A 19,540-nucleotide genomic window follows, 5' to 3' on the forward strand; every position below is an offset into this window, starting at 1 on the left:
GCCCTCCAGGCAGCGGTAAGCCCGGGCAGCGGAATCCAGACCCTCGAAGACCCGGCCGACAACGGCCGGAACGAGCCGCCCGCCACGCCCGCGGTCACGAAGGCATGCCCGCGGCGCAGCCGTTCGCCGTCACGGGTGACGTCGTGCATGTTGAAGAACCGGCTGGTCAGGGGGCGAAGGCGTCCTGGCCGGGCATGGGGGTCTCGCGCAGGTCCAGGCGTCCGTAGAGGACCAGGCGTCCGCCGGGGGCGACGGTGCGTTCCAGGGCGCGTACGCCCGGTCCGGCGACGGGGTCCAGGACGGTGCGCACCCCGTGCCCGTCGGTGAGGTCCAGGACGCGGGCGGGCAGGTCCTGTTCGCCGTCCTGGCCGGTGACGATGACATGGGCGGCGCCGGCGTCCAGGAGCGTGGCGGTCTTGGCCGGGGTGCGGGTGGTCGCGATGGGCAGGGCGCCGAGGCGCCGGGCGGTGCGGATCGCGGCCAGGCGCACGCCGGAGGCCGCGGCCGTGAGCAGGACATGGTCGCCGGGACGCAGATGGCCGTCCCCGGCGAGGGCGCCGTAGGCGGTCAGGCAGGGCATCCACAGAGCGGCGCCCTGCACAGGGGTCAAGTGGGCGGGGCGGCGGACGACAGCGCGGGCGGGGACAAGGGCGTGGGTGGCGCAGACACCGTAGTCGTTCTGGTCAAAGGCGGTGACGGTGACCACCCGTACCCCGGGAGTGAAGCGAGTGACACCGGAACCGACGGCCTCCACGACACCCACAGCCTCGCAGCCGGGAATGGCGGGCAGTTCGGGCAACTCCAGGTAGGAACCGGCCACGAAAGAGGGCCTCCGCGCGGTCGAGGCCAAGCGCCTCGACCCTGAAACGCAGCTCACCAGGGCCGGGTCCGACAGGGAAACCTGACGGGCCGCAAGAACCTCACGTGCACCGGTAACAGCGAAAACGACCTTCCTCGACATGACGAACCCCCCGGGTGCGGGTGCGGTTCGGTACGGGTTCCAGCCAAGCCCGGGGGCTGCCCGCTGTCACATTGCGATGGATGTCGAATAAGGGGTGGCGGGCCTCTGCCGTACCGGAGTTGGGGTGACGCCGCAGGCTCAGCGGGGCCCGGCGGGTGGGGCCGGCGGGGACAGGCGGGAGGGGCCGGGCGTAGGGTGGTCGTCCATGATCGAGGACGACGCCCGGGGGTGGGCCGGCACACGCCGGTGGGTCGAGGGCGTTCTCGCGCCCGGCGAACGGATCACGCGGGTCGAGGCGCTCAAGGGCGGCTGGACCTCGCGGATGCGCCGCCTGGACATCGAACCCGACGGCACCGTCAACAGTGGCGGTGGTGGTGGCGGGTACGCGCTGGTGCTGCGCTCCTTCGTCAAGCCGTTCTACCGCCGCCACGCCCCGGGGCTGCTGGAACGCGAAGCCGGTGTACTGGACCTGCTGGCCGGCGGCGGCATCCCGGCCGCGCGGCTGCGCGCGGTGGACGCCCGGGGCCAGTGGTGCGAGCACCCGTCGCTGCTGATGAGTCACCTGCCCGGACGGGTACGGGTGGAGGAGGACGGCGAGGTGGCGCCACGCGTGGCGCTGCTGGCCCGCCAGCTGGCCGCCGTCCACGCCCTGGCCGTACCCGAGGGACTGCGCCCGCGGACCTGGCAGGCATGGACCTCCCCCGAGCACGTGCGGGTGCCCGCCGACAGCGCGCGCCCGGCACTGTGGGAGCGGGCGGTGGCGGTGATCGGGCGCGCCGCGCCGGCCCACCGCGCCTGTTTCCTGCACCGCGACTTCCACCCCGGCAACGTGCTGTTCACCGGCAACGGCGCCTCTCTCACGGTCAGCGGAGTCCTCGACTGGGTCGAGACCTCCTGGGGCCCGGCCGACTTGGACGTCGCCCACTGCTCCACCGCCCTGGCCCTGCTGCACGGCACCGAGACGGGCATGGCCTTCGCCGACGCCTACGAACGGACCGGCGCCACCCTGACCGCGACCGGCCCCGACCACCTGTACTGGCGGCTGCTGGACGCCCTCGCCTTCGCCCCCGACGCGGAGAAAGTCGCCGTCCCCTGGCGCGAACTGGGCCGCACCGACCTGACCCCGGCCCTGCTGACCGCACGCCTGGAGGACTACCTCCAAGCCCTGTTCGACCGCTACACCTGACCCACCCGCCAGGCCGCCCGCGAGTCCACAGCACCCGCCGCCATGTCCTCCAGAGCGTCAGGCACGGGCAGGACCTGCCCAACACCCGCGCACCCGCCGGCACCCGGCCCACGCCACGCCCCCGAGGCCGCCGCGACAAAGCCGACGGCGACGGCGACGGCCCCACGACCACAAACCACCCATCCACCCAACCCCGCCCTACAGGGCACTCTTCAGGGCCGAACACCGGGCACCGGCCCGCAGCCCAGGGACCGCCACACCCCTGCCGCCCCCACACCCCAGCAGCCAGGGACCGGGAATGTCCGCCCCTCGGTCACCCCACAAGGACACCGGCACACGGGCAGTAGGATCAACGACGTTGCCACCCGTCGTACACCACTGCCAGGAGGCCATTCATGACTCAGGTCACCCTCAAGGGAAGCCCTGTCGAGATCGGCGGCACAGTGCCCGCCACCGGCACCCAGGCCCCGCCCTTCACGCTCGTCGGCGAAGACCTCACCGACACCTCCCTCAACGACTTCGCCGGACAACGCAAGATCCTCAACATCTTCCCCAGCATCGACACCCCGACCTGCGCGACATCAGTGCGCACCTTCAACACCAAAGCCAGCGCACTCGAAAACACCGTCGTCCTGTGCATCTCCGCAGACCTGCCCTTCGCCCAGGCACGATTCTGCGGTGCCGAAGGCCTCGACAACGTCAAAACCCTCTCCACCCTCCGCGGACGCGACTTCCACCACACCTACGGCGTCTCCATCAACAACGGCCCCCTCGCCGGCCTCACCGCCCGCGCCGTCATCGTCCTCGACGAAAACGACACCGTCCTCCACACCGAACTCGTCACCGACATCACCAACGAACCGAACTACGAAACCGCCCTCACCACCCTCAGCTAACACACACCCCACAGTGCAGTGCAGTGCAGTGCAGTGCAGTGCCCCAGTGATCCCCCGCGGTCACCACCCGGCGGCAGAACACGGCACACCAGCCCGGGGAACGGCGTGGCAGGACGCCGCCGTGGACACCGTCCGGGAACTGCGCCGCCTGACGGGCTCTCCGGCCCGCGGGCACGGCGTCTACGCCCGCTCCGGGCCGGCCGGTCGTGCCGCGAGGTGGCCGAAGAGGTCCACGCGCTCGCGCTGCCCGCACAGGACGACGGCACGCCCGCCCGGGCCAGGGGCGCAGACGGTCCCGGCGCGGTCGCGGGCGTGCCGGCCGCCCTAGTGCTCGTCGACACCGGGCGGGCCGTGGAACTGATGGCCCTCCTGCCCGACGACCTCGTCCGCCCCGGACACCCGCTGCGCGACCTCGCCGCCACCCGCCGCATCGCCCGGCGGGTGGCCGGCCTGCCGGGCGGCGAGGCCCGCCGGCTGACCAACCTGTCCGGCCCCCGGCACTTCACCGTCCTGCTCCAGATCGGCGAGGACTGAACACCCACCCCCGAACCCGACAGCCCCGGCCCGCTCAACCGACCAGGCACAACCAGGCCCGCGCGAGCACGGCGTGACCGGGCTCACCCTGCGACCCGCCCGAACAGTGTTCAGCCAGGCCACCGAGCGCCACGGATGGCACAGGCCCCACCGGCCCGCGACGAGCAACCGGGTGGCCGGACCCCAGGCCGTCCTCGCTCGGCAGGCGCCGGCAGTCGGTCACCGAGTCACCGGTGAACATCACGGTGCTTCCCCGCCGGGCGGTAACCGTCATGTGCGTACTCCTTGCGCTCGGGTGAGGACGGGGACGGGGTCGGGGACTGCAGGGCCCCGGAACCCACCCGCACTCACACAACCAATCAACTCCGAAACACCAACCACCATCCGGCGCGGCAGCACGGTGGTGCCCCTTCCCGGGTGCTGCTCACGATTTGGCTCCACGGTGAGGCCGGACGTTCCCCGTTCGCGCGACCTGACCACCTGTTACCGTGCGCGGATGGACGATCTCGGACCCGTCGCCTGGCCACCGGAGCCGATCAAGACCGAGAGGCTCGTGCTCCGTGAGCCCGAGGCCCGGGACCGCGCGGCGTTCGTCGGGCTGTACGCCTCGCCGGAGGTGCACACCTTCCTCGGCGGCTCCCGACCCCGCCACGAGTTGGAGCGCGAGATGCCGAGAGTGCCCGAGCGGTGGCCCGGGAGCTTCGTGGTTGATCGCGACGGGTCGATGATCGGTCAGGTGCTGCTCAGGAGGGCGACGGGGCACCGCCGCCCGGCTGTTGCGGGGAAGGTCGATCTCGGCTATCTGTTCCTGCCGCAGGCCTGGGGATTCGGGTACGCCGCCGAGGCGTGCACGGCGGCACTCGGCTGGCTCGCCGGCGCCCTTCCGGGCGAACCGGTCGTGCTCACCACCCAGACCGCCAACGTCAGTTCGATGCGGCTCGCGGCAAAGCTGGGGTTCACCGAGGTGGAACGGTTCGCGGCCTGGGGCGCCGAGCAGTGGCTCGGCATGTGCTCGCCGATCACGCCCTCCGGCTGACTGCGCCGCGCCCACGCACCCACCCGGCCGCCGCGCCGGAGGCGGCGTACCGCCCCGGCGGGCGGCCGCGACGCCGTCCGCTCGAAGGCGACTACGGAGCGACCTCGCCCTCGATCACCGGCCCGGCCGCAGCCCAGTAGCCGCCGTTCGTCGGCCGGCGCGAGCACAGGTCGTCGCGGACCTGCCCGGCCAGCCGCCGGGTGTCCCGCCGGTTGACCGTCGCGCCGACGCCCGCGCCCAGGAGCAGCGGGGTCACGGACGGCAACCGGCGCATCCAGCTGCGGGCGAGCCGGCGGCGAACCTGCTGGCGTACCTCCGCGCCCAGCGCGAGCGCCGCGAAGCCGGCCGGGCGGGTCAGCAGCATGGCGTCGATTCCCCGGCGGTTCGCCCAGGCTCCCAGGTAGGCCCCGGCCCGCTGGGTCGCACTGCCCTGCGCCGGGACGCCGTAGACCTCGTGCAGTTCGGCGATCAGCTTCACCTCCACGGCCGCCACCGCGAGCGTCTCGGCCGCGATCTCCACCGCCATCGCGGGCGGCACCGGCAGCATGGCCGCCGCACCGACGCCCGCGCCGAGCGCGGCGGCGGCCCGGGTGGCCCCGGCGACCAGCAGATCGGCCAGGTGCTCGGGGTCAGCCGCGTCCGGGTGCTGGGCACGGAGGGTAGCCAGATCGCGGACGGGGATCCGCGGCGCCGTCCGCATCAACTGCTCGGTGAGCGCCTTACCCCCGAGCACCGCTCCCCTGGCCGCCACCCGGCCACCGCCGCCCAGCCGCCGAGCCACGCCCGCCACCAGCGCCCGGCCCCGGCCACGCTCGACGTGGTACTCGGCGACGTGCCAGGCCCCGACCGGCCGCTCGGCCCCCTCGACCAGCTCGCTCAGGCCCTCGGCCAGGCCCGCCTCCGTCCCCGGACCGGGACCGGCCCGGGCGGCGGGATCATCGGCAAGGACGGTGTCGGGTCGCGCCGGATCAGCCCCCGAACCCTTGGGATCCGAACGGCCCGGCCACTTGAAGCGGCCCGCTTTACGGAAGACTGCCATGCATGTCGGTTACCCCGTCCACGCATCCGCACGCCCCACAGCGGGACTCCGGCCCGCACCGAGGCTCTGACCCGAGGCTCTGACCTGCACCGGGCCTCGTGACGACCATCGGCTCATCGGTCACGCTGCGTGGCAGACCGCGGCCGCAGTCGACCTGTCCCGCCGCGGGTCGACCTGCCCCCTGTCATCCTGGTCCGGCCGCGACCACGAGGTCCCACATCGTCCTGGAGTCCTCCGGAATCCCGGAGTCCTGAAGGCCCGGATGCCTAAACGCCTGGACGCCTGGACACCGGCACTGCGCTCGCTGACGGAATCCCGTCGATCGCCTGCCGATGGTCCTGTCGGCAGCCCCAGCGCCTGTTGCCCACCGGCAGGACCGGCCCTGGCCTCCTAGCCGTTGCCGAGGGTGAGTTGGGCGATGGTCCCGAGCACCTCGGTGTCGTCCCCGTCGAGCAGCGAGGCGTGCACGGCCGCCGGGTCGCCCGCGGCATAGCCGTTCTGGTTCAGCGTCGTGACCGGGACGACCGCCGTCACCGTCGCGCCCGTGCAACTCGGCGCGAACCGGGCGGTGCCGAGGGCACCCGAGCGCCGGTCCTCGGCGATCACGGTCGCGGACCTGACGAAGCCGCCGGCGTCGCAGGAGTACGCGAGGGTGACGTTCACCGTCCTGGAGGTGCCGCCGGCGACGGTCGCGCCGTCGATCCGCACACCGGTGTCGGCTTGCGCCGGAGCTGCGCCGGGCAGCAGCCCCACGGCCACTGCGGGGGCGCCGAGCCAGGTCACGATCCTGCCGTTCATGGGAACCCTTCCGTTGTCGGTTACCCGTCATGCTACGAACGACCGTGCGCACCAGCCAGGTTCAACCATGAACGTTGAAGCAGCGTTCATCCAGAGGCCCCTCCGTCCACGGCTCCGGGAAGCAGGGCTCAGCCGCCTGGAAGGCACCCCCGGGGCCCGGGTCACGACACCACGCGGCCCGGCGACGGGCAACAGGCGCCCGACGCGGGCGAGCTGGGAAACAAGCCACCCTGCAGTCCGGGCACAGTGAGCAGTTCGGCGAACCGGTCGAGTCCGGCGGTCACCGAGCCGGGGGTCGCCGAGAGCGACCCCGGAGCCTGGCCCGCCCACCCTCCTCATCCCCGCAGCCGCAGGCCGGCCACGGAAGTCGGGGAAGTGAGGCAAACGCCGCCCGACCCGCCGCGGGCGCCGGTAGCGTGACCGAATGGATCAAGACCAGCGGCACCTCCACTCATCCTCCTTCGGCGCGGCGGCGGCCGCCTACGCCGAGCACCGCCCGGACTACGCGCACTCCGCCGTGCAGTGGGCGCTGGACGCCGCGCCCGGCGTCGGCGCCTCACGCCGTCCCCGGGTGCTCGATCTCGGCGCCGGGACGGGCAAGTTGACGGCCACACTGCTCGCGCTGGGGGTCGATGTCGTCGCCGTGGAGCCGGACCCGGCGATGCTGGGCGAGCTGCGCCGGGCGTTGCCGGAGGTCCGGGCGCTGTCGGGCAGTGCCGAGGCGATTCCGCTGCCGGACGGGTCCGTCGACGCCGTGCTGGCCGGCAATGCCATGCACTGGTTCGACATGGCGGTCGCGGGGCCCGAGATCGCCCGGGTGCTGACGCCCGGCGGGGTCCTGGCGGGGTTGTGGAACGTCCTGGACGACCGGGTGGGGTGGGTCGCCGGGCTGGCGCGGGTGAGCGGGCCGGCGGCGGTCGGGCCGCGTGACACCCCGGGCAGTTGGCGCGTCGAGACGGCCGTCGCGCACCTCCCGAGGGACGGCGGGGAGACCCGGTTCGGTTCACCGGAGCAGGAGGTGTTCCCGCACGGGCAGCCGCGCACCGCGAACTCCCTGGTCGCGACCCTCGCCACCCGCGCTGGGATGCTGGTGATGCCGGACGAGGAGCGGGCCGCCGCGCTGGGCCGGATCCGGGCGTTCCTCGCGAGCCGGCCCGAGACCGCGGACGACGGCTTTACCCTGCCGATGCTGACGGCCGTGCTGCGCGTCCGGCGGTTGTGAGGCCCCGCGCCTTCTCGTCCCACCGTCGGGGCGCAGGCCGACGCGAGGCCCGCGCCGCAACCGCCGGTCACAGTCGGCCCGGCACGCCCGGGCCATACTCGCCGGCATGACGCGCGTGCCCCGGCTGGTCACCTTCGCCCTACGCGCCGCCACCGGGGCTGCGGCGCTCGCCCGGCGCGAGGGCGGCGGCCACGCAGCCGAGGACCCGCTCCAGCCCGTGGCCGAACTGCTCGTCGCGGCTCAGCCGCGGCTGGCGCGCCTCCATCGCGATCCTGCCGAAGATCGGGTACTGCCCGCTCTCCAGCAGTTGTTGGACGTACGGGTAGCTGCGGGCCAGCCACTCGGCCTCGCTCAGACCGCTGCGGCGGACCTCCTCGGTCCAGCTGACCTCGTCGCGTGCGTCGCTCTCGACGTAGCCGTTGAGGAGGGCGATCAGGCCGAGGTTCTCGTCGATCGGGAGGTGGGCGTCGAGGACTCCCATCACCCCTTCGATCAGCCGCAGTTGGTTGGGTCCGAAGCCGGGCACCGCGCGGTGCACGGTGGCGATCCACGGGTGCCGCAGCCACATGGCGCGCAGTCCGTGGGCGTAGCGGGTGAGGTCGGCGCGCCAGTCACCGGAGGGCATGCCCTCGACGTCGATCTCGCCCATCAGCCGGTCGGCCATCAGCTGGATCAGCTCGTCGCGGCCGGGGACGTACCGGTAGAGCGACATCGCACCGGCGCCGATCTCGGCGGCGATCCGCCGCATCGTGGCGGCTTCCAGGCCTTCGGTGTCGGCGATCCGGACGGCGGCCTCGGTGATCCGGGCGCGACTGTAGGCGGGTTTGGGCCCGCGGGCGGGGCGCTCGGGCCGCATCCAGATGTTCACGTACTCGGCTTCGGTCACCGTCGGTCCTTCTGCTTGCGTACACGGTACCCAGTAATCTAGCTTGGCCGCCATGACCGCGTACAACGTACTCAGTCGAGGGGTGGAGTGATGGCGGCTGGGACCGACGAACCCCCGCCCATCGCCGCCGAGGACCGCGACACCGCCGTACGACGACTGCGGGAGGCGTACGGCCAAGGGCAGTTCCCACACGAGGAGTTGGACGACCGCCTGCACCGGGCGCTCACCGCCGCCACCCACGACGAACTCACCGGGTCGCTCACCGGGCTCCCCGAGCCGCCCCCGCCCGCCACGGCCACCATCACCGGCGCCGCCCCCGGCGGGCGGATCCACCGGCGCGGCGTCTGGGAGGTCCCCCGGACCCTCACCGTCGCCTCCGCGCTCGGCCGGGTACGCCTGGACCTCTCCCGGGCGGTCATCGCCCATCCGGTGGTCGACATCGAGCTGTACCTCGGCACCGGCGGCGCCGCGATCATCGTCCCCCGGGACGCGGTGGTCGACCTCGGGGGTCTGCGGACCGGCCGGAAGGCACCGCGCTACCGGCCCCGCCGGCCCGCGCGACCCGGCGGGCCGGTCATCCGGATCTCCGGGGGCGTCGGGCTGGGACGGCTGAGCGTCCGTCACGCCCGCTGGTGAGCCCCCGGCTCAGCCGGTAGCCGTGCGCACCGCCTCGATGAAGCCGCTTTCCAGGCCGGCGCCCTCCGGCAGCGGGCGTCCGTAGCCGTTCCCGACCTCGGCAAGGGAGGTCGTCCGGGCATCCCAGCCATGGGCGTTGAGCCACTGGTCGGTGTCGGGGCCCAGCCCGCCCTGCCACAGCTCGATGACATGGGCCAGCGCGGGATCGCGCGGGGTCCGGGAGACGTCCCGGCCCCGCTCCATCAGCAGCCGGCTGCCGGGGGCGGACAGCGAGCCGACGGCCGTGAGCAGCCCGGCCGCCTGCTCTGCGCTCAGGTAGACCACCAACCCCTCGGCCAGCCAGACGGTGGGGCGTTGCGGGTCGAAGCCGGCCTCGACCAGCCGGCGCGGCCAGCCCGGGTCCAGCAGGTCGCCGGGCAGGGCGTCGCGCTCACACGTCGGCACCGCGTCGGCGGAGTCGAGCACCCGCTGCTTGAACTCCAGCACCGGCGGCAGGTCCAGTTCAAACAGCCGGGTGCCGGCGGCCCAGTCCAGTCGGTAGGCCCGGGTGTCCAGCCCGGCGGCCAGCAGCACCACCTGGTCGGCGCCGGCGGCCGGCAGCCGGTCGTCGTAGAAGCGGGTCCGCAGCCTGATGTGCACGACGAGCCCCGCGGCGAGCCCGCTGGCCGGCCGCCGGTCGGGGGCTCCGGTGGGCATCCCGGCGGCCTCGACGAACCCGGCCGCGTACGGGTCGGTGAACAGCGGGTCGGGCCGGGCGCTCTCGTGGGCCCGTACCCGTGCGACGCCCAGGGCGGTACGGGAGACCGGGCTCATCGCGTCAGGTGTCGTCGTCATGCCCGTCAATCTATCGCCGCCTGACAAGTCCGCTCCGGCCAGCGGCAATTCCTCGCGCGCTCCGCCGTTCCCTGGCATGATCCGGTCTGCACCCAACGGACAGGAACGATCTGCGGACGACTGGGTACGGGCGGAGCGAGCAGCAACGGTACGGCCGGTGGGGAGATGCCGATGAACGCGCGGATGGCACGGACGACACCGACGGCAGTGACGGCACTGACGGCACTGACGACGCCGGACGGTGACGATGCCTGAGGACTCCGTCCCCCTCCAGGACGCGCAGCCGAAGTCGACGTCCCGGCCCCGGCCCCGGCCACCGAGCCCGAAGCCGCGCCCCGGCCTCGGCGGGCTGCTCCGGGCCGCCCTCCCCGCCGCACTCGCCGTGCTCGGCCTCGCCCTCACAATCCTCGGCTTCGTCCGGTTCACCGACACCTTCGAGCAGACCCGTGCGTACCGCGCCACCCCGACCTGCGCCGCGGACGCGAAGCCGGGCGCGGACTGCGTGACGCTGGAGAGCGGCCGGGTGACGAAGAAGGAGGAGGAGGCCGGCTCCGACTCGACCGACTACATGCTGACGGTGTCCCGCGAGACGGCGCCCACCGGCCGCTACGCCGTCGGCAAGGCCTTCTACGAGGACGTCGACGCCGGCACCACCGTGGAGTTGAGGATCCTCCACGGCAAGGTGTTCGAGCTCAGCTTCCAGGGGCACCGGTCCCGGCCCGAGAACACCCCGTACCTGACGATCTTCGAGTTCAGCGGACTGATCGGGGTCGGGATGATCATGATCATCGGCGGCCTGTTCGGGGACCTGGAGTTCATGCTCTTCATCTCCCTGGGGTACTCCGCCGGCGCGACGCTCCTCACCGCGTTCGGCTCCCTACTGCTGATCAGTCTCCAGTGGCCGCTGCTGGTCACCCTGCCCATCGCCGTCGCCTGCTGGCTGATCGCGGCGGCCATCAGCCACAGCGCCTTCAAGGAGTTCTGAGCCCGGCCGCACCGCGCCACCGGACCGCGCCACCAGACCGGGCCACCCGAACCGCGCACCCCCGCCCGCCGGCCCTGTCCGACCCCCGCACTACGCTCCCCGCATGACCGCCGCACCGTACCCGTCCGAACCCCACGGCACCGAGGACACCGAAATCGCCGATGTCACCGAAGACAGCGATGTCACCGATGTCACCGATGTCACCGCTGCCACCGGGAACGACGAAACGTACGACGAGTACGAGGAGGCCGAGCCGGTCCCGAGCGAGGAGCTGGCCGCCGACCCCGCCTTCTGGTTCGCCCACCTCCTCCTCATCCTGAGCCACGACGTGGACGAGCCGGAGGCCTACGGCGTGCCGCAGGAGGCCTACGACGCCATGATGGCGCGGCTGTTCGACGCAGAGGCGCCCCCGCTGCTGTTCCGGGCGCCGTTCCGGCACGGGCACACCGCCTGCGTGACGTACCAGAGCTTCGAGGACGAGAGCCTCATCGACTTCTTCGTCGAACACCCCGACTGGGGCCGGTTCGGCTTCCTCGGGCAGTTCGGCCCGCACGGCTCCGCCCCGGGACTCTCCTGGCCGGAGCTGGTCAACCTCGCGCGGAGCGAGGGCGATCCGGGCGCCGAGGGCCTCCGGGACCGGGCGCAGCGGCTGTTGCTCCTCCTCCCGGCGCTCGGCGACGCGGACACGCCCCTGGCGGAGGCCCGGCTCACGGTGGCCGAGGCACTGGTGGCGGTCGGGCTCCGCCCGGACACCGCCGGGGAGTTCGCCGCCCGGCTGCTGGGCGATCCGGCACGGCACGAGCCTCGGTGGGTCCTCACTCCGGAGAGCCCGATCCCGCTCTGCACGTCGGACTACAGCCCCCGGCAGGTGCCGCTCGCGCTCGGCATCACCGAGGAGCAGGCCCTGGCCCTGGCGGAGGCGCTCCAGGGGCGGTAACCGGCCGGTGAGCGATTGTCAGGTCCCGAACAAGGGAAGGAACCTCCCCACACCCGCCACCCACCGGGAGGACCTCCATGCACGTCAGGAACACACGCCTCAGGAACCTGCGCGTCAGGACCACCCACGCCAGGACCAGAACCGCATCCGCCCTGCTGACCGCCGCCCTCGCCGCGGCCCTCCTCGGCGCCGCCCCCGCCTGGAGCGCCCCGGCCACGGACGGCTCGAGCGCCCCGGCGGCGGGCGGACCCCGGCACCAGGTGGAGGCCTTCGCCGAGGACGGCTCCATCTCCCGCGCCACCGCCCCCGCCGCCTCCCCCTACCTGGCCGCCCCGCCCGCCGGCCTCACCGCACCGGGCGCCGACGGCGACGGTGAGGTCACCGCCCTGGTCCGCAACGGCGACCCGGCCACCAAGCTCGACGTGGTGGTCATCGGCGACGGCTACTCCGCCCAGGAGCAGGGCAAGTTCCGCACCGACGCCGCCGAGAAGTGGCGCGAGATCACCGCCGTCGAGCCGTACGCCGACTACCAACGGCTGTTCAACGTCTGGGCGGTGTCCGCCGTCTCACCCGAGTCCGGCGTCACCGGCGACCCGGACCGGGCCACCGTCCGGCACACCGCGCTCGGCTCCTACTTCTGGTGCGACGGCGTGGAACGGCTGCTCTGCCTGGACGAGAAGGCCGTCGACCGCTACGCCGCCAAGGCCCCCCAGGCGGACCTGGTGATCGTGGTGGCCAACAGCACCAAGTACGGCGGCGCGGGCTACAACGACATCAAGTCCCCGCTCGGCTACGAGGGCATCGCCACCGTCGCGGGCGGCAACGCGAAGTCCGGCCAGATCGCCGTGCACGAGACCGGGCACTCGCTGGGCAAGCTGGCCGACGAGTACGCCTACGACGGCCAGGGCACGTACCAGGGCGCCGAACCGCCCGAGGCCAACCTCAGCACGCTGACCGCCGACCGGATGCGCGACCAGGGCACCAAGTGGGCCCGCTGGCTCGGCCAGGCCTCGCCCGACGGCGGGACGGTCGGCGGCTACGAGGGTGGCGGCTACTACCCGACAGGGCTGTACCGGCCGACCGAGAACTCGATCATGCGCTCGCTCGGACGCGAGTTCAACCTGCCCGGGCGGGAGGCCATGATCGCCGGTTTCTACCGCCACGCCACCCCGCTCACCAGCCCCACCCCCACCGGCAGTTGGCTCACGGCCGCCGAGCAGCTCATCGTCGACCTGCCGGTGCCCGGCACCGAACTGCGCTGGTACCTGGACGGACGCGAGCAGCCCCGCCTGCGCGGACGCACCGCCCTCGACCTCGGCGCTCTCCACCTCACCGGCCCGCGCTCCCGGCCGCACCTGCTCAGCGCCGTCGCCACCGACCCGACCCCGGCGGTGGCGGACCCTGCTCTGCGGAGCGAACTGACCGGCAGCCTGTCCTGGCTGGTGACCCGCTAGCGAACCCCGGCCCGGCCGATCGGGGCTGGGCGCGGCCTCACGAGACCCCGGCCAGGACGCCCGAGGCGGCCGGCACCCGAACCGCCGGCACCGGACGGTCAGGGCGCCGCCCCGGACCCGGCAGCGGACCGCCGTCGAGCCCGGGGCGCCGGAGCCGCCCGCCGGGGAGGTTGGGCCCCGGGGAGTGTCGGAACGCGTCCGCCTCCCACCCACCCCGTTCGACCACATCGCTTCCTCGGCCACTACGCCTTCACCCGCGCCCCGGCCCCCGGCACGCGGCCCCCGGCACGCGCCCGCCGGGCGACCCGCACACCACCGAAGAGGACATCGCGGAGGCGTGAACCCGCCGCCCGCCGCCTGCCGCCCGGCACTCCGGGTCCTCGCCCCGGGAGTCCTGCCCCGCCCCCGTTCGATTCGCGACACCGCGTCGGGGGCCGACGGGCGCGCGAGGCGGATCCCCCCGTGTGACCCGGATAACTTGTGTCACGACACATGTGCCGTGTAATGTGTCCGATATGAACACTTCAGAGAAGATTCCGACCCTGGTCTTCATCCCCTGCTTCTCCGGCGCTCCGTGGAGCGCCGAGCAGCTCGCCCCCTACGGCCAGGCTCCCCAGCGCACGCTGCGCCTGCCCGAGGGTGTCGACGACATCGAGCGCTACGCCGACCACGTCCAGGACGCGGTCGCCGACCTCGACGACTACGTGCTGGTCGGCGACTCGTTCGGCGCCAACATCGCGCTCGCGCTCGCCACCCGCCGCCCGAAGGGCCTGCGCGCCCTGGTCCTGTCCGGCGGCTTCGCGGCCAACCCGGTCGACTCCAAGCCGTGGAAGGCCCTGATGCGGGTGATCGGCAAGGCCCGCGGCCCGCTCTACACCCAGCTGACACTGCGAGCCCACGCCCACCGCCTCGCCTCCCCGTTCGACGGCGAGGGACAGGTGCCCTGGAGCGAAGCGCGCAGCCGCGACCTGTTCCTCGCCAACACCCCGGCCGCCTCCTTCGGCGCGCGCGTGCAGGCCAGTCTCACCGCCGACTACGTCGACGCGCTCGGCCGGGTCCAGGTCCCGACCCTGATCCTGTCCCCCTCGCACGACGTGCTGATCGGCGAGAACGCCTCCACGATCATGCTCACGGGCATCCCCGACGCCCGGGAGGTCGTGCTGCCGCGCACCGGCCACATGTTCCGCTTCTCCCACCCCGCCACCTACGCCGCCGCGGTCGAGGACTTCCTCGCCACCGCCCTGCCCGGATCCCGGACGGTCACGGGTGCGTAAGGCCGAACACCTGCGGTTCGCGATCCTGGCGGCCCAGCGCGAAGGCAACCGGCTGCTGATCCAGGCCCTCAAACCCCACGGCATCACCCCCTCGCAGGCCGAGGTGCTGCGCCTGCTCCAGCAGCACGGCACCTTGAGCCTGAGCGGGCTCGGACAGCTCCTGGTGTGCGAGAGCGGCACCAACCCCAGCCGGCTGGTCGACCGCGTCGTCGCGGCCGGGCTGGTCGAGCGCCGCACCGACGCCGAGGACCGCCGCTACCTCCACCTCAGCCTCACCCCCGAGGGCGAACGCCTGGCCACCGAGGTAGCCGGCATCGAAGCGTTCCTCTACGCCTCGATGGATGCCGCCTGCGAGGGCCTGGACACCGACGCCATGCTCGCCTTCCTGCACAACTTCATCGACCCCCTGCCCTCGGGCAAGGCCCTCAACAAGCGCCTCGGCCTCGACTGACGCCACGACCGCACGGGAGCCGTCGACCGCGCGCCCGGCGAAGGAACGACCATGCAGTTCGAGAACACCCTGACCATCCACGCGCCCGCCGACGAGGTCTTCGCCTACCTCGCGCGGCCCGAGAACCTCCCCCGCTGGAACTACGCGCTCGACACCATCGAGCGGACCTCCCCGGGACCGATCGGCGTCGGATCGACCTACCGCCAGACCCGCACGCTCCCCCGCCCGGCCGAGGAACACTTCCGCATCTCCGAGTACGACCCCCCGAGCCTGCTGACCGCGGAAGGCGACTTCGGCCCGCTCACCGGCACCACCACCTACCGGCTGACCCCGCTCGACCAGCACACCACCCGACTGGTCAACACCGTCCACCTCACCGCCTCCGGAGCCCTCAAGGCCGTCGCCGCGCTCGCCGGCCCCCGGGTCAAACACGCGGTCGCGAAGAACCTCGACGTCCTGAGGGACATCCTCGAAACCCGATGACCCCCCGCACCCCCGACTGCCCGCCCACAGACGACCGCGGGGACAGATCCGCCGCCGTACCGCTAGTTCCCGTTCCCGTACTCCCCGAAGGCCAGGTTCTGGCGGGCGCCGAGGAAGTAGTCCTGGCCGTCCTCGAAGCCCAGCGGCCCGAGCAGCTCCTGCAACGGCCCCCACAGCTGCGGCGGGACGGGGTACGAGCCCGCCATCATCCAGTCGTCGTCGCCGAGTTCGGCCGCGAACAGGTGGCGGACCCGCAGGTACTCCTCCCGACCGAGCAGTCGGGAGGAGTGCTGGCGGTCGTCCGCTCCGTACCCCTCCAGCTCCCAGAGCACGTTCCGTCCGTCGGCGAATAGGGAGTCCTGGTGGGCGTGATCATGGTTCACGCCCACACCCTAGTGTCAGGTGAGCGGTCGGCGCTGGTGCGGCACCTCCGGAGGGCGCCGCCGCAGCGGGGCCAGTTCGCGCTCCAAGGTCCGGACGTCCCGGGCGATGCGCGCCGCGAGCTCCCTCGGCTCCGTGTCGCTCGGCAGTCGGCGCGTCCAGGAACGGGCCTTGGCCGGGCCGTCCTGGACCATGTGGAAGGTGAGCCCCACCCTGCCGCCGACATCGGCCAGGCTCACCAGGATCCGGGTGTCGGAGAGGTCGATGGTGACCTCGTTGCCGATGCACGAGCATGCCACCAGGCCCTCGATGTCCTCCTCCGCCAGGTACCTGGCCAGCGGAACCGCCCTCCCCCGGACCAGAAACGGACGTGCCACCGAACCCACGGGAACCGCCTCCTCTCGCCGTACGCGTGCTGCCCCGGCCAGGCGCAAGCGCGCCGCAACAGTCCGGGCTCCGCCCATGCTCCACCACGCCACCGGAAAGCGCCAACTCGGTGTCTCACCAAGTGAATTGAGCGCAGGCACCAGACCGGCGCACCGGCGCACACCCGGGCGCACCGGGCGGCTCAACGGGCCTCCGGGAGCGGCTGGTTCGGCGCCGACCGGACCATCGGCCGGCCGGGACCTGCGAAGTGCCCACCCACACGCGGCAGATGGGCACCGGAAGGGCGCGCCGGCCCCAGCGGCTCAGCGGCCGGCCCGGCGGTTCAGCCGTCGTGCCATCGATTCAACGGCCCCGAGCCGACGAACCATAGCCGCCGCACACACACCCGAGCGATGCTCGCGCATGCGCCCGCCCGGCGCCGTCGGGCGGCCCGGGGCGCACCGGACTTGCCGACGGCCCGCCACCGCGGGTAGCTTTGAACATGTTCAGTTTGAACTCGTTCAAAGCTCCCGGGGGGACCGGATGACAGGACGCCTCTTCGCCTTCCGAACCGATCGGCCCTGGCCGATCGCCCTGTTCGCGTCGGTCACCTGGCTGCAGCCCTGGACACTGATGGGCACGACCGCGGCCTGGTGGATCCTCACTCTCTGGGGCCTGTCCCTGGCACTCACCGCGCTGCCCCTCGGGATCGCGGACCCGCTGACCTTCCGCCACACCTGCCTGGCCGTGGGCGGGGTGGTGCTCAGCACCCAGGTCACACTTGCCGCCCCGTACCTCCCGCTCCCGCCGCCGTTCTCCGTCATCCTGTTCCCGGCCGGCGGCCTCCTGCTGCTCGCGGGCTGGAAGCGCGGCGGCCTGACCCGGGCGACCCTCGCCGCGCTCCTGCTCGTCATCCCCGCCGCGACCGCGTTCGCGACGCTCTTCCCGCCGCCCTGACCGCACCACGCCGATCGCACCGCCCCCACCGCACCACGCCGATCGCACCGCCCCCACCGCACCACGCCGATCGCACCGCCCCCACCGCACCACGCCGGTCGCACCGCCCTCACCGCCCCACGCTGAACGCGCCACGCTGATCGCAGCCCCGCGATTCCACCCACGTTCACCGTCATCTCCGGGGGACCTCATGAACGACCGTCCGTGTTCGCTCCGCGCCGACCGCCCGTGGCAGCTCGTCGCGCTGGCCGGGGCCAGCTGGCTGCCGCCCTGGGCGGTAGCGGGCCGCGACGTCAACGGGGAGATCGTCGCGATCTGGCTCCTGCTGCTCGCGCTGACCGTGCTGCCGCTGTCCTACCGCGACCCGCGCGCGTTCCGCCGGACCTGCCAGACCGTCGGCGGGATCCTGCTCGGCCTGGAGATCGTGGTCTCGATACCGTTCCTCCTGCTGGTCCTGCCGTTCCTGGTCGCCTTCCTGCCGGCCGGCGCAGTGCTGCTGCTCGCGGGCTGGAAGCGCGGCGGGCCGGTCCGCACCGGCCTCGCCGCCGTCCTGACGGCCTTCCCGTTCGTGGTCGCCGTCGGCGTGCTCTGCCACTCCCATTGACCCCGCCCGGGCGGCGCCCCGGCCGCCGCCGGGGCATCATGACGGAGGAATCGCCACCGTTCACCGAGCGTGACGACCGGGACGCCACCCGGCGAAGGAGGCCCGTCATGACCGACCCGTCGAAGTCGACCCCGTCCCACCGCCCGCAGGCGCCACCGGGGGTGATCGCCACCGATGTACCCGCCCGGCTGGACCGGCTGCCGTGGTCCCACTGGCACTGGCGGATCGTGATCGGCCTGGGCACCGTCTGGATCCTGGACGGCCTGGAGGTGACGATCGTCGGCAACATGGCGGGTCGCCTCGCCCAGGACGGCAGCGGCATCTCGATCACCACCAGCCAGGTGACCACCGTCGCCGCCGCCGTCTACGTGGCGGGCGCCTGCACCGGAGCACTGTTCTTCGGCTGGCTGACCGACCGGCTCGGCCGCAAGAAACTGTTCATGGTCACCCTCGCCGTGTACCTGGCCGCCACCGCCGTCACCTCGCTGTCCTGGACGGCCTGGTTCTTCTTCCTCTGCCGCTTCTTCACCGGCTTCGGGATCGGCGGTGAGTACGCGGCGATCAACTCGGCGATCGACGAGCTGATCCCGGCCCGGGTGCGCGGCCGGGTCGACCTGATCATCAACGGCAGCTTCTGGATCGGTGCCGCGGTCGGCGCCTTCGCCTCGATCGCCCTGCTCAACACCTCGCTGTTCGCCACCGACCTCGGCTGGCGGCTCGCCTTCGGCATCGGCGTGGTGCTGGGGCTGGTGATCCTGCTGGTGCGCCGGCACGTCCCGGAGAGCCCGCGCTGGCTGTTCACCCACGGCCGGGCGGAGGAGGCCGAACAGGTGGTGGCCGAGGCGGAGGAGGCGATCGAACGGGAGACCGGACGGCCGCTGCCGCCGGTCACCGGGGAGCCGATCCTGATCCGCGAGCGCGAGCCGCTCGGCTTCGGCGCGATCCTGCGCACGGTGATCGCCCGCTACCCGCGCCGCACCGCGCTCGGCCTGGCGCTCTTCATCGGCCAGGCCTTCCTCTACAACGCGGTGACCTTCGGTTACGCGACCATCCTGACCACCTACTTCGCCGTACCGGAGGGCAACACCGGGTACTACTTCGCGGTGATCGCCGTCGGCAACTTCCTCGGCCCGCTGCTCCTCGGCCACCTCTTCGACTCGCTGGGCCGCAAGCCGATGATCGCCGGCACGTACATCGGTTCCGGCGTCCTGCTGTTCGCCACCGCCGCCCTCTTCGAGCGCGGCTCGCTCTCCGCCGCCTCCATGACGGGCTGCTGGACGGCCGTGCTGTTCCTCGCCTCGGCCGGGGCCAGCGCGGCCTACCTGACGGTCAGCGAGATCTTCCCGCTGGAGACCAGGGCCCTGTCCATCGCCTTCTTCTACGCCGTCGGCACGGCGGTCGGCGGCATCAGCGGCCCGCTGCTCTTCAACGGCCTGGTGAGCAGCGGCGAGGTCTCCGACACCACGCTCGCCTTCTGCATCGGCGCGGCGCTGATGACGGCCGCCGGCCTGGTGGAGGCGGTGATCGGCGTACGGGCGGAGCGGCGCAGCCTGGAGTCGCTGGCTGCGCCGCTCAGTGCCGTCACCCGGTCACCGGGTTCCTAGGGTCCGTCTTCGAACC

General features: G+C 73.0%; 23 protein-coding genes. 15 read left to right on the top strand and 8 right to left on the bottom strand.

What is annotated here, in order from left to right:
• Positions 1-166: 166 nt before the first annotated feature.
• The gene (locus tag ACZ3YL_RS35360; protein ID WP_465661492.1) at positions 167-820 is read right to left on the bottom strand and encodes a zinc-binding dehydrogenase; all 654 of its coding nucleotides are present in this window, start codon (positions 818-820) and stop codon (positions 167-169) included.
• A gap of 346 nt (positions 821-1,166) precedes the next feature.
• Between ACZ3YL_RS35360 and ACZ3YL_RS35365 the strand changes: the two genes are divergently transcribed.
• The 3 genes from ACZ3YL_RS35365 to ACZ3YL_RS35375 all read left to right on the top strand — a co-directional run bounded on the left by ACZ3YL_RS35365 (position 1,167) and on the right by ACZ3YL_RS35375 (position 3,577).
• Complete coding sequence (locus ACZ3YL_RS35365) at positions 1,167-2,147, top strand: phosphotransferase family protein (protein WP_465661494.1); 981 nt, start codon at positions 1,167-1,169, stop codon at positions 2,145-2,147.
• A 395-nt stretch (positions 2,148-2,542) separates the two neighbouring features.
• Positions 2,543-3,043 carry a thiol peroxidase gene (gene tpx / locus ACZ3YL_RS35370; RefSeq protein ID WP_188303432.1) on the top strand — a complete coding sequence of 167 codons (501 nt, stop codon included), beginning with the start codon at positions 2,543-2,545 and terminating at the stop codon, positions 3,041-3,043.
• Positions 3,044-3,259: 216 nt separating this feature from the next.
• Positions 3,260-3,577 carry a hypothetical protein gene (locus tag ACZ3YL_RS35375; RefSeq protein ID WP_465661496.1) on the top strand — a complete coding sequence of 106 codons (318 nt, stop codon included), beginning with the start codon at positions 3,260-3,262 and terminating at the stop codon, positions 3,575-3,577.
• 34 nt (positions 3,578-3,611) lie between these two features.
• Here the strand turns inward: ACZ3YL_RS35375 and ACZ3YL_RS35380 are convergent, their stop codons facing one another.
• Positions 3,612-3,851, bottom strand: a complete 240-nt coding sequence (locus ACZ3YL_RS35380; RefSeq protein WP_465661498.1) for a hypothetical protein — start codon at positions 3,849-3,851, stop codon at positions 3,612-3,614.
• Between the two features lie 222 nt (positions 3,852-4,073).
• On the opposite strand from ACZ3YL_RS35380, the gene ACZ3YL_RS35385 reads away from it, so the two are divergent.
• A complete protein-coding gene (locus ACZ3YL_RS35385; protein WP_465661500.1) occupies positions 4,074-4,613 on the top strand; it encodes a GNAT family N-acetyltransferase in 540 nt (179 codons plus the stop codon).
• Between the two features lie 91 nt (positions 4,614-4,704).
• Here the strand turns inward: ACZ3YL_RS35385 and ACZ3YL_RS35390 are convergent, their stop codons facing one another.
• Together ACZ3YL_RS35390 and ACZ3YL_RS35395 are read right to left on the bottom strand one after the other, a co-directional pair.
• Positions 4,705-5,652 carry a hypothetical protein gene (locus ACZ3YL_RS35390; protein ID WP_223241899.1) on the bottom strand — a complete coding sequence of 316 codons (948 nt, stop codon included), beginning with the start codon at positions 5,650-5,652 and terminating at the stop codon, positions 4,705-4,707.
• 390 nt (positions 5,653-6,042) lie between these two features.
• Entirely contained in the window at positions 6,043-6,450 is a 408-nt protein-coding gene (locus tag ACZ3YL_RS35395; protein ID WP_465661503.1) for a hypothetical protein, read from the bottom strand.
• A 424-nt stretch (positions 6,451-6,874) separates the two neighbouring features.
• Here ACZ3YL_RS35395 and ACZ3YL_RS35400 point away from each other — a divergent pair, with 424 nt between their 5' ends.
• Positions 6,875-7,672, top strand: coding sequence for a class I SAM-dependent methyltransferase (locus ACZ3YL_RS35400; protein ID WP_465661505.1), 798 nt, complete (start codon positions 6,875-6,877; stop codon positions 7,670-7,672).
• Positions 7,673-7,811: 139 nt separating this feature from the next.
• Here ACZ3YL_RS35400 and ACZ3YL_RS35405 read toward each other — a convergent pair whose 3' ends face one another.
• Positions 7,812-8,558: a TetR/AcrR family transcriptional regulator gene (locus ACZ3YL_RS35405; protein ID WP_465661507.1), complete on the bottom strand. Its 747-nt coding sequence runs from the start codon at positions 8,556-8,558 to the stop codon at positions 7,812-7,814.
• Between the two features lie 90 nt (positions 8,559-8,648).
• Between ACZ3YL_RS35405 and ACZ3YL_RS35410 the strand changes: the two genes are divergently transcribed.
• A complete protein-coding gene (locus ACZ3YL_RS35410; protein WP_188303426.1) occupies positions 8,649-9,194 on the top strand; it encodes a DUF1707 SHOCT-like domain-containing protein in 546 nt (181 codons plus the stop codon).
• 9 nt (positions 9,195-9,203) lie between these two features.
• Here ACZ3YL_RS35410 and ACZ3YL_RS35415 read toward each other — a convergent pair whose 3' ends face one another.
• Positions 9,204-10,028 carry an SAM-dependent methyltransferase gene (locus tag ACZ3YL_RS35415; RefSeq protein ID WP_465661509.1) on the bottom strand — a complete coding sequence of 275 codons (825 nt, stop codon included), beginning with the start codon at positions 10,026-10,028 and terminating at the stop codon, positions 9,204-9,206.
• A gap of 247 nt (positions 10,029-10,275) precedes the next feature.
• Between ACZ3YL_RS35415 and ACZ3YL_RS35420 the strand changes: the two genes are divergently transcribed.
• From ACZ3YL_RS35420 to ACZ3YL_RS35445, 6 genes are all read left to right on the top strand, one after another.
• Positions 10,276-11,013 (top strand): hypothetical protein, encoded by a 738-nt coding sequence (locus ACZ3YL_RS35420; RefSeq protein ID WP_465661511.1) that lies wholly within the window; start codon positions 10,276-10,278, stop codon positions 11,011-11,013.
• A 103-nt stretch (positions 11,014-11,116) separates the two neighbouring features.
• On the top strand, positions 11,117-11,950 hold the full coding sequence (locus ACZ3YL_RS35425) for a hypothetical protein (protein ID WP_465661513.1): 834 nt from the start codon (positions 11,117-11,119) through the stop codon (positions 11,948-11,950).
• Positions 11,951-12,027: 77 nt separating this feature from the next.
• Positions 12,028-13,404 carry a M64 family metallopeptidase gene (locus ACZ3YL_RS35430; protein ID WP_465661515.1) on the top strand — a complete coding sequence of 459 codons (1,377 nt, stop codon included), beginning with the start codon at positions 12,028-12,030 and terminating at the stop codon, positions 13,402-13,404.
• Positions 13,405-13,919: 515 nt separating this feature from the next.
• Positions 13,920-14,678: an alpha/beta fold hydrolase gene (locus ACZ3YL_RS35435; RefSeq protein ID WP_188303421.1), complete on the top strand. Its 759-nt coding sequence runs from the start codon at positions 13,920-13,922 to the stop codon at positions 14,676-14,678.
• Positions 14,671-15,129, top strand: a complete 459-nt coding sequence (locus tag ACZ3YL_RS35440) for a MarR family winged helix-turn-helix transcriptional regulator (protein WP_465661517.1) — start codon at positions 14,671-14,673, stop codon at positions 15,127-15,129. Before ACZ3YL_RS35435 ends, ACZ3YL_RS35440 begins: the two co-directional genes overlap by 8 nt.
• 51 nt (positions 15,130-15,180) lie before the next feature.
• Positions 15,181-15,612 carry an SRPBCC family protein gene (locus tag ACZ3YL_RS35445; RefSeq protein ID WP_465661519.1) on the top strand — a complete coding sequence of 144 codons (432 nt, stop codon included), beginning with the start codon at positions 15,181-15,183 and terminating at the stop codon, positions 15,610-15,612.
• Positions 15,613-15,674: 62 nt separating this feature from the next.
• Here ACZ3YL_RS35445 and ACZ3YL_RS35450 read toward each other — a convergent pair whose 3' ends face one another.
• Positions 15,675-15,995, bottom strand: a complete 321-nt coding sequence (locus ACZ3YL_RS35450) for a hypothetical protein (protein ID WP_188303418.1) — start codon at positions 15,993-15,995, stop codon at positions 15,675-15,677.
• Between the two features lie 15 nt (positions 15,996-16,010).
• Positions 16,011-16,370 (bottom strand): hypothetical protein, encoded by a 360-nt coding sequence (locus tag ACZ3YL_RS35455; RefSeq protein WP_188303417.1) that lies wholly within the window; start codon positions 16,368-16,370, stop codon positions 16,011-16,013.
• Positions 16,371-16,902: 532 nt separating this feature from the next.
• Between ACZ3YL_RS35455 and ACZ3YL_RS35460 the strand changes: the two genes are divergently transcribed.
• The 3 genes from ACZ3YL_RS35460 (at position 16,903) to ACZ3YL_RS35470 (ending at position 19,524) form a co-directional block, all read left to right on the top strand.
• Positions 16,903-17,316: a hypothetical protein gene (locus ACZ3YL_RS35460; RefSeq protein WP_188303416.1), complete on the top strand. Its 414-nt coding sequence runs from the start codon at positions 16,903-16,905 to the stop codon at positions 17,314-17,316.
• A gap of 190 nt (positions 17,317-17,506) precedes the next feature.
• Entirely contained in the window at positions 17,507-17,920 is a 414-nt protein-coding gene (locus tag ACZ3YL_RS35465) for a hypothetical protein (protein ID WP_188303415.1), read from the top strand.
• A gap of 107 nt (positions 17,921-18,027) precedes the next feature.
• Complete coding sequence (locus tag ACZ3YL_RS35470; RefSeq protein WP_188303414.1) at positions 18,028-19,524, top strand: MFS transporter; 1,497 nt, start codon at positions 18,028-18,030, stop codon at positions 19,522-19,524.
• Positions 19,525-19,540: the final 16 nt, after the last annotated feature.

The sequence above is a fragment of the Kitasatospora sp. NPDC023176 genome, from assembly GCF_055560495.1.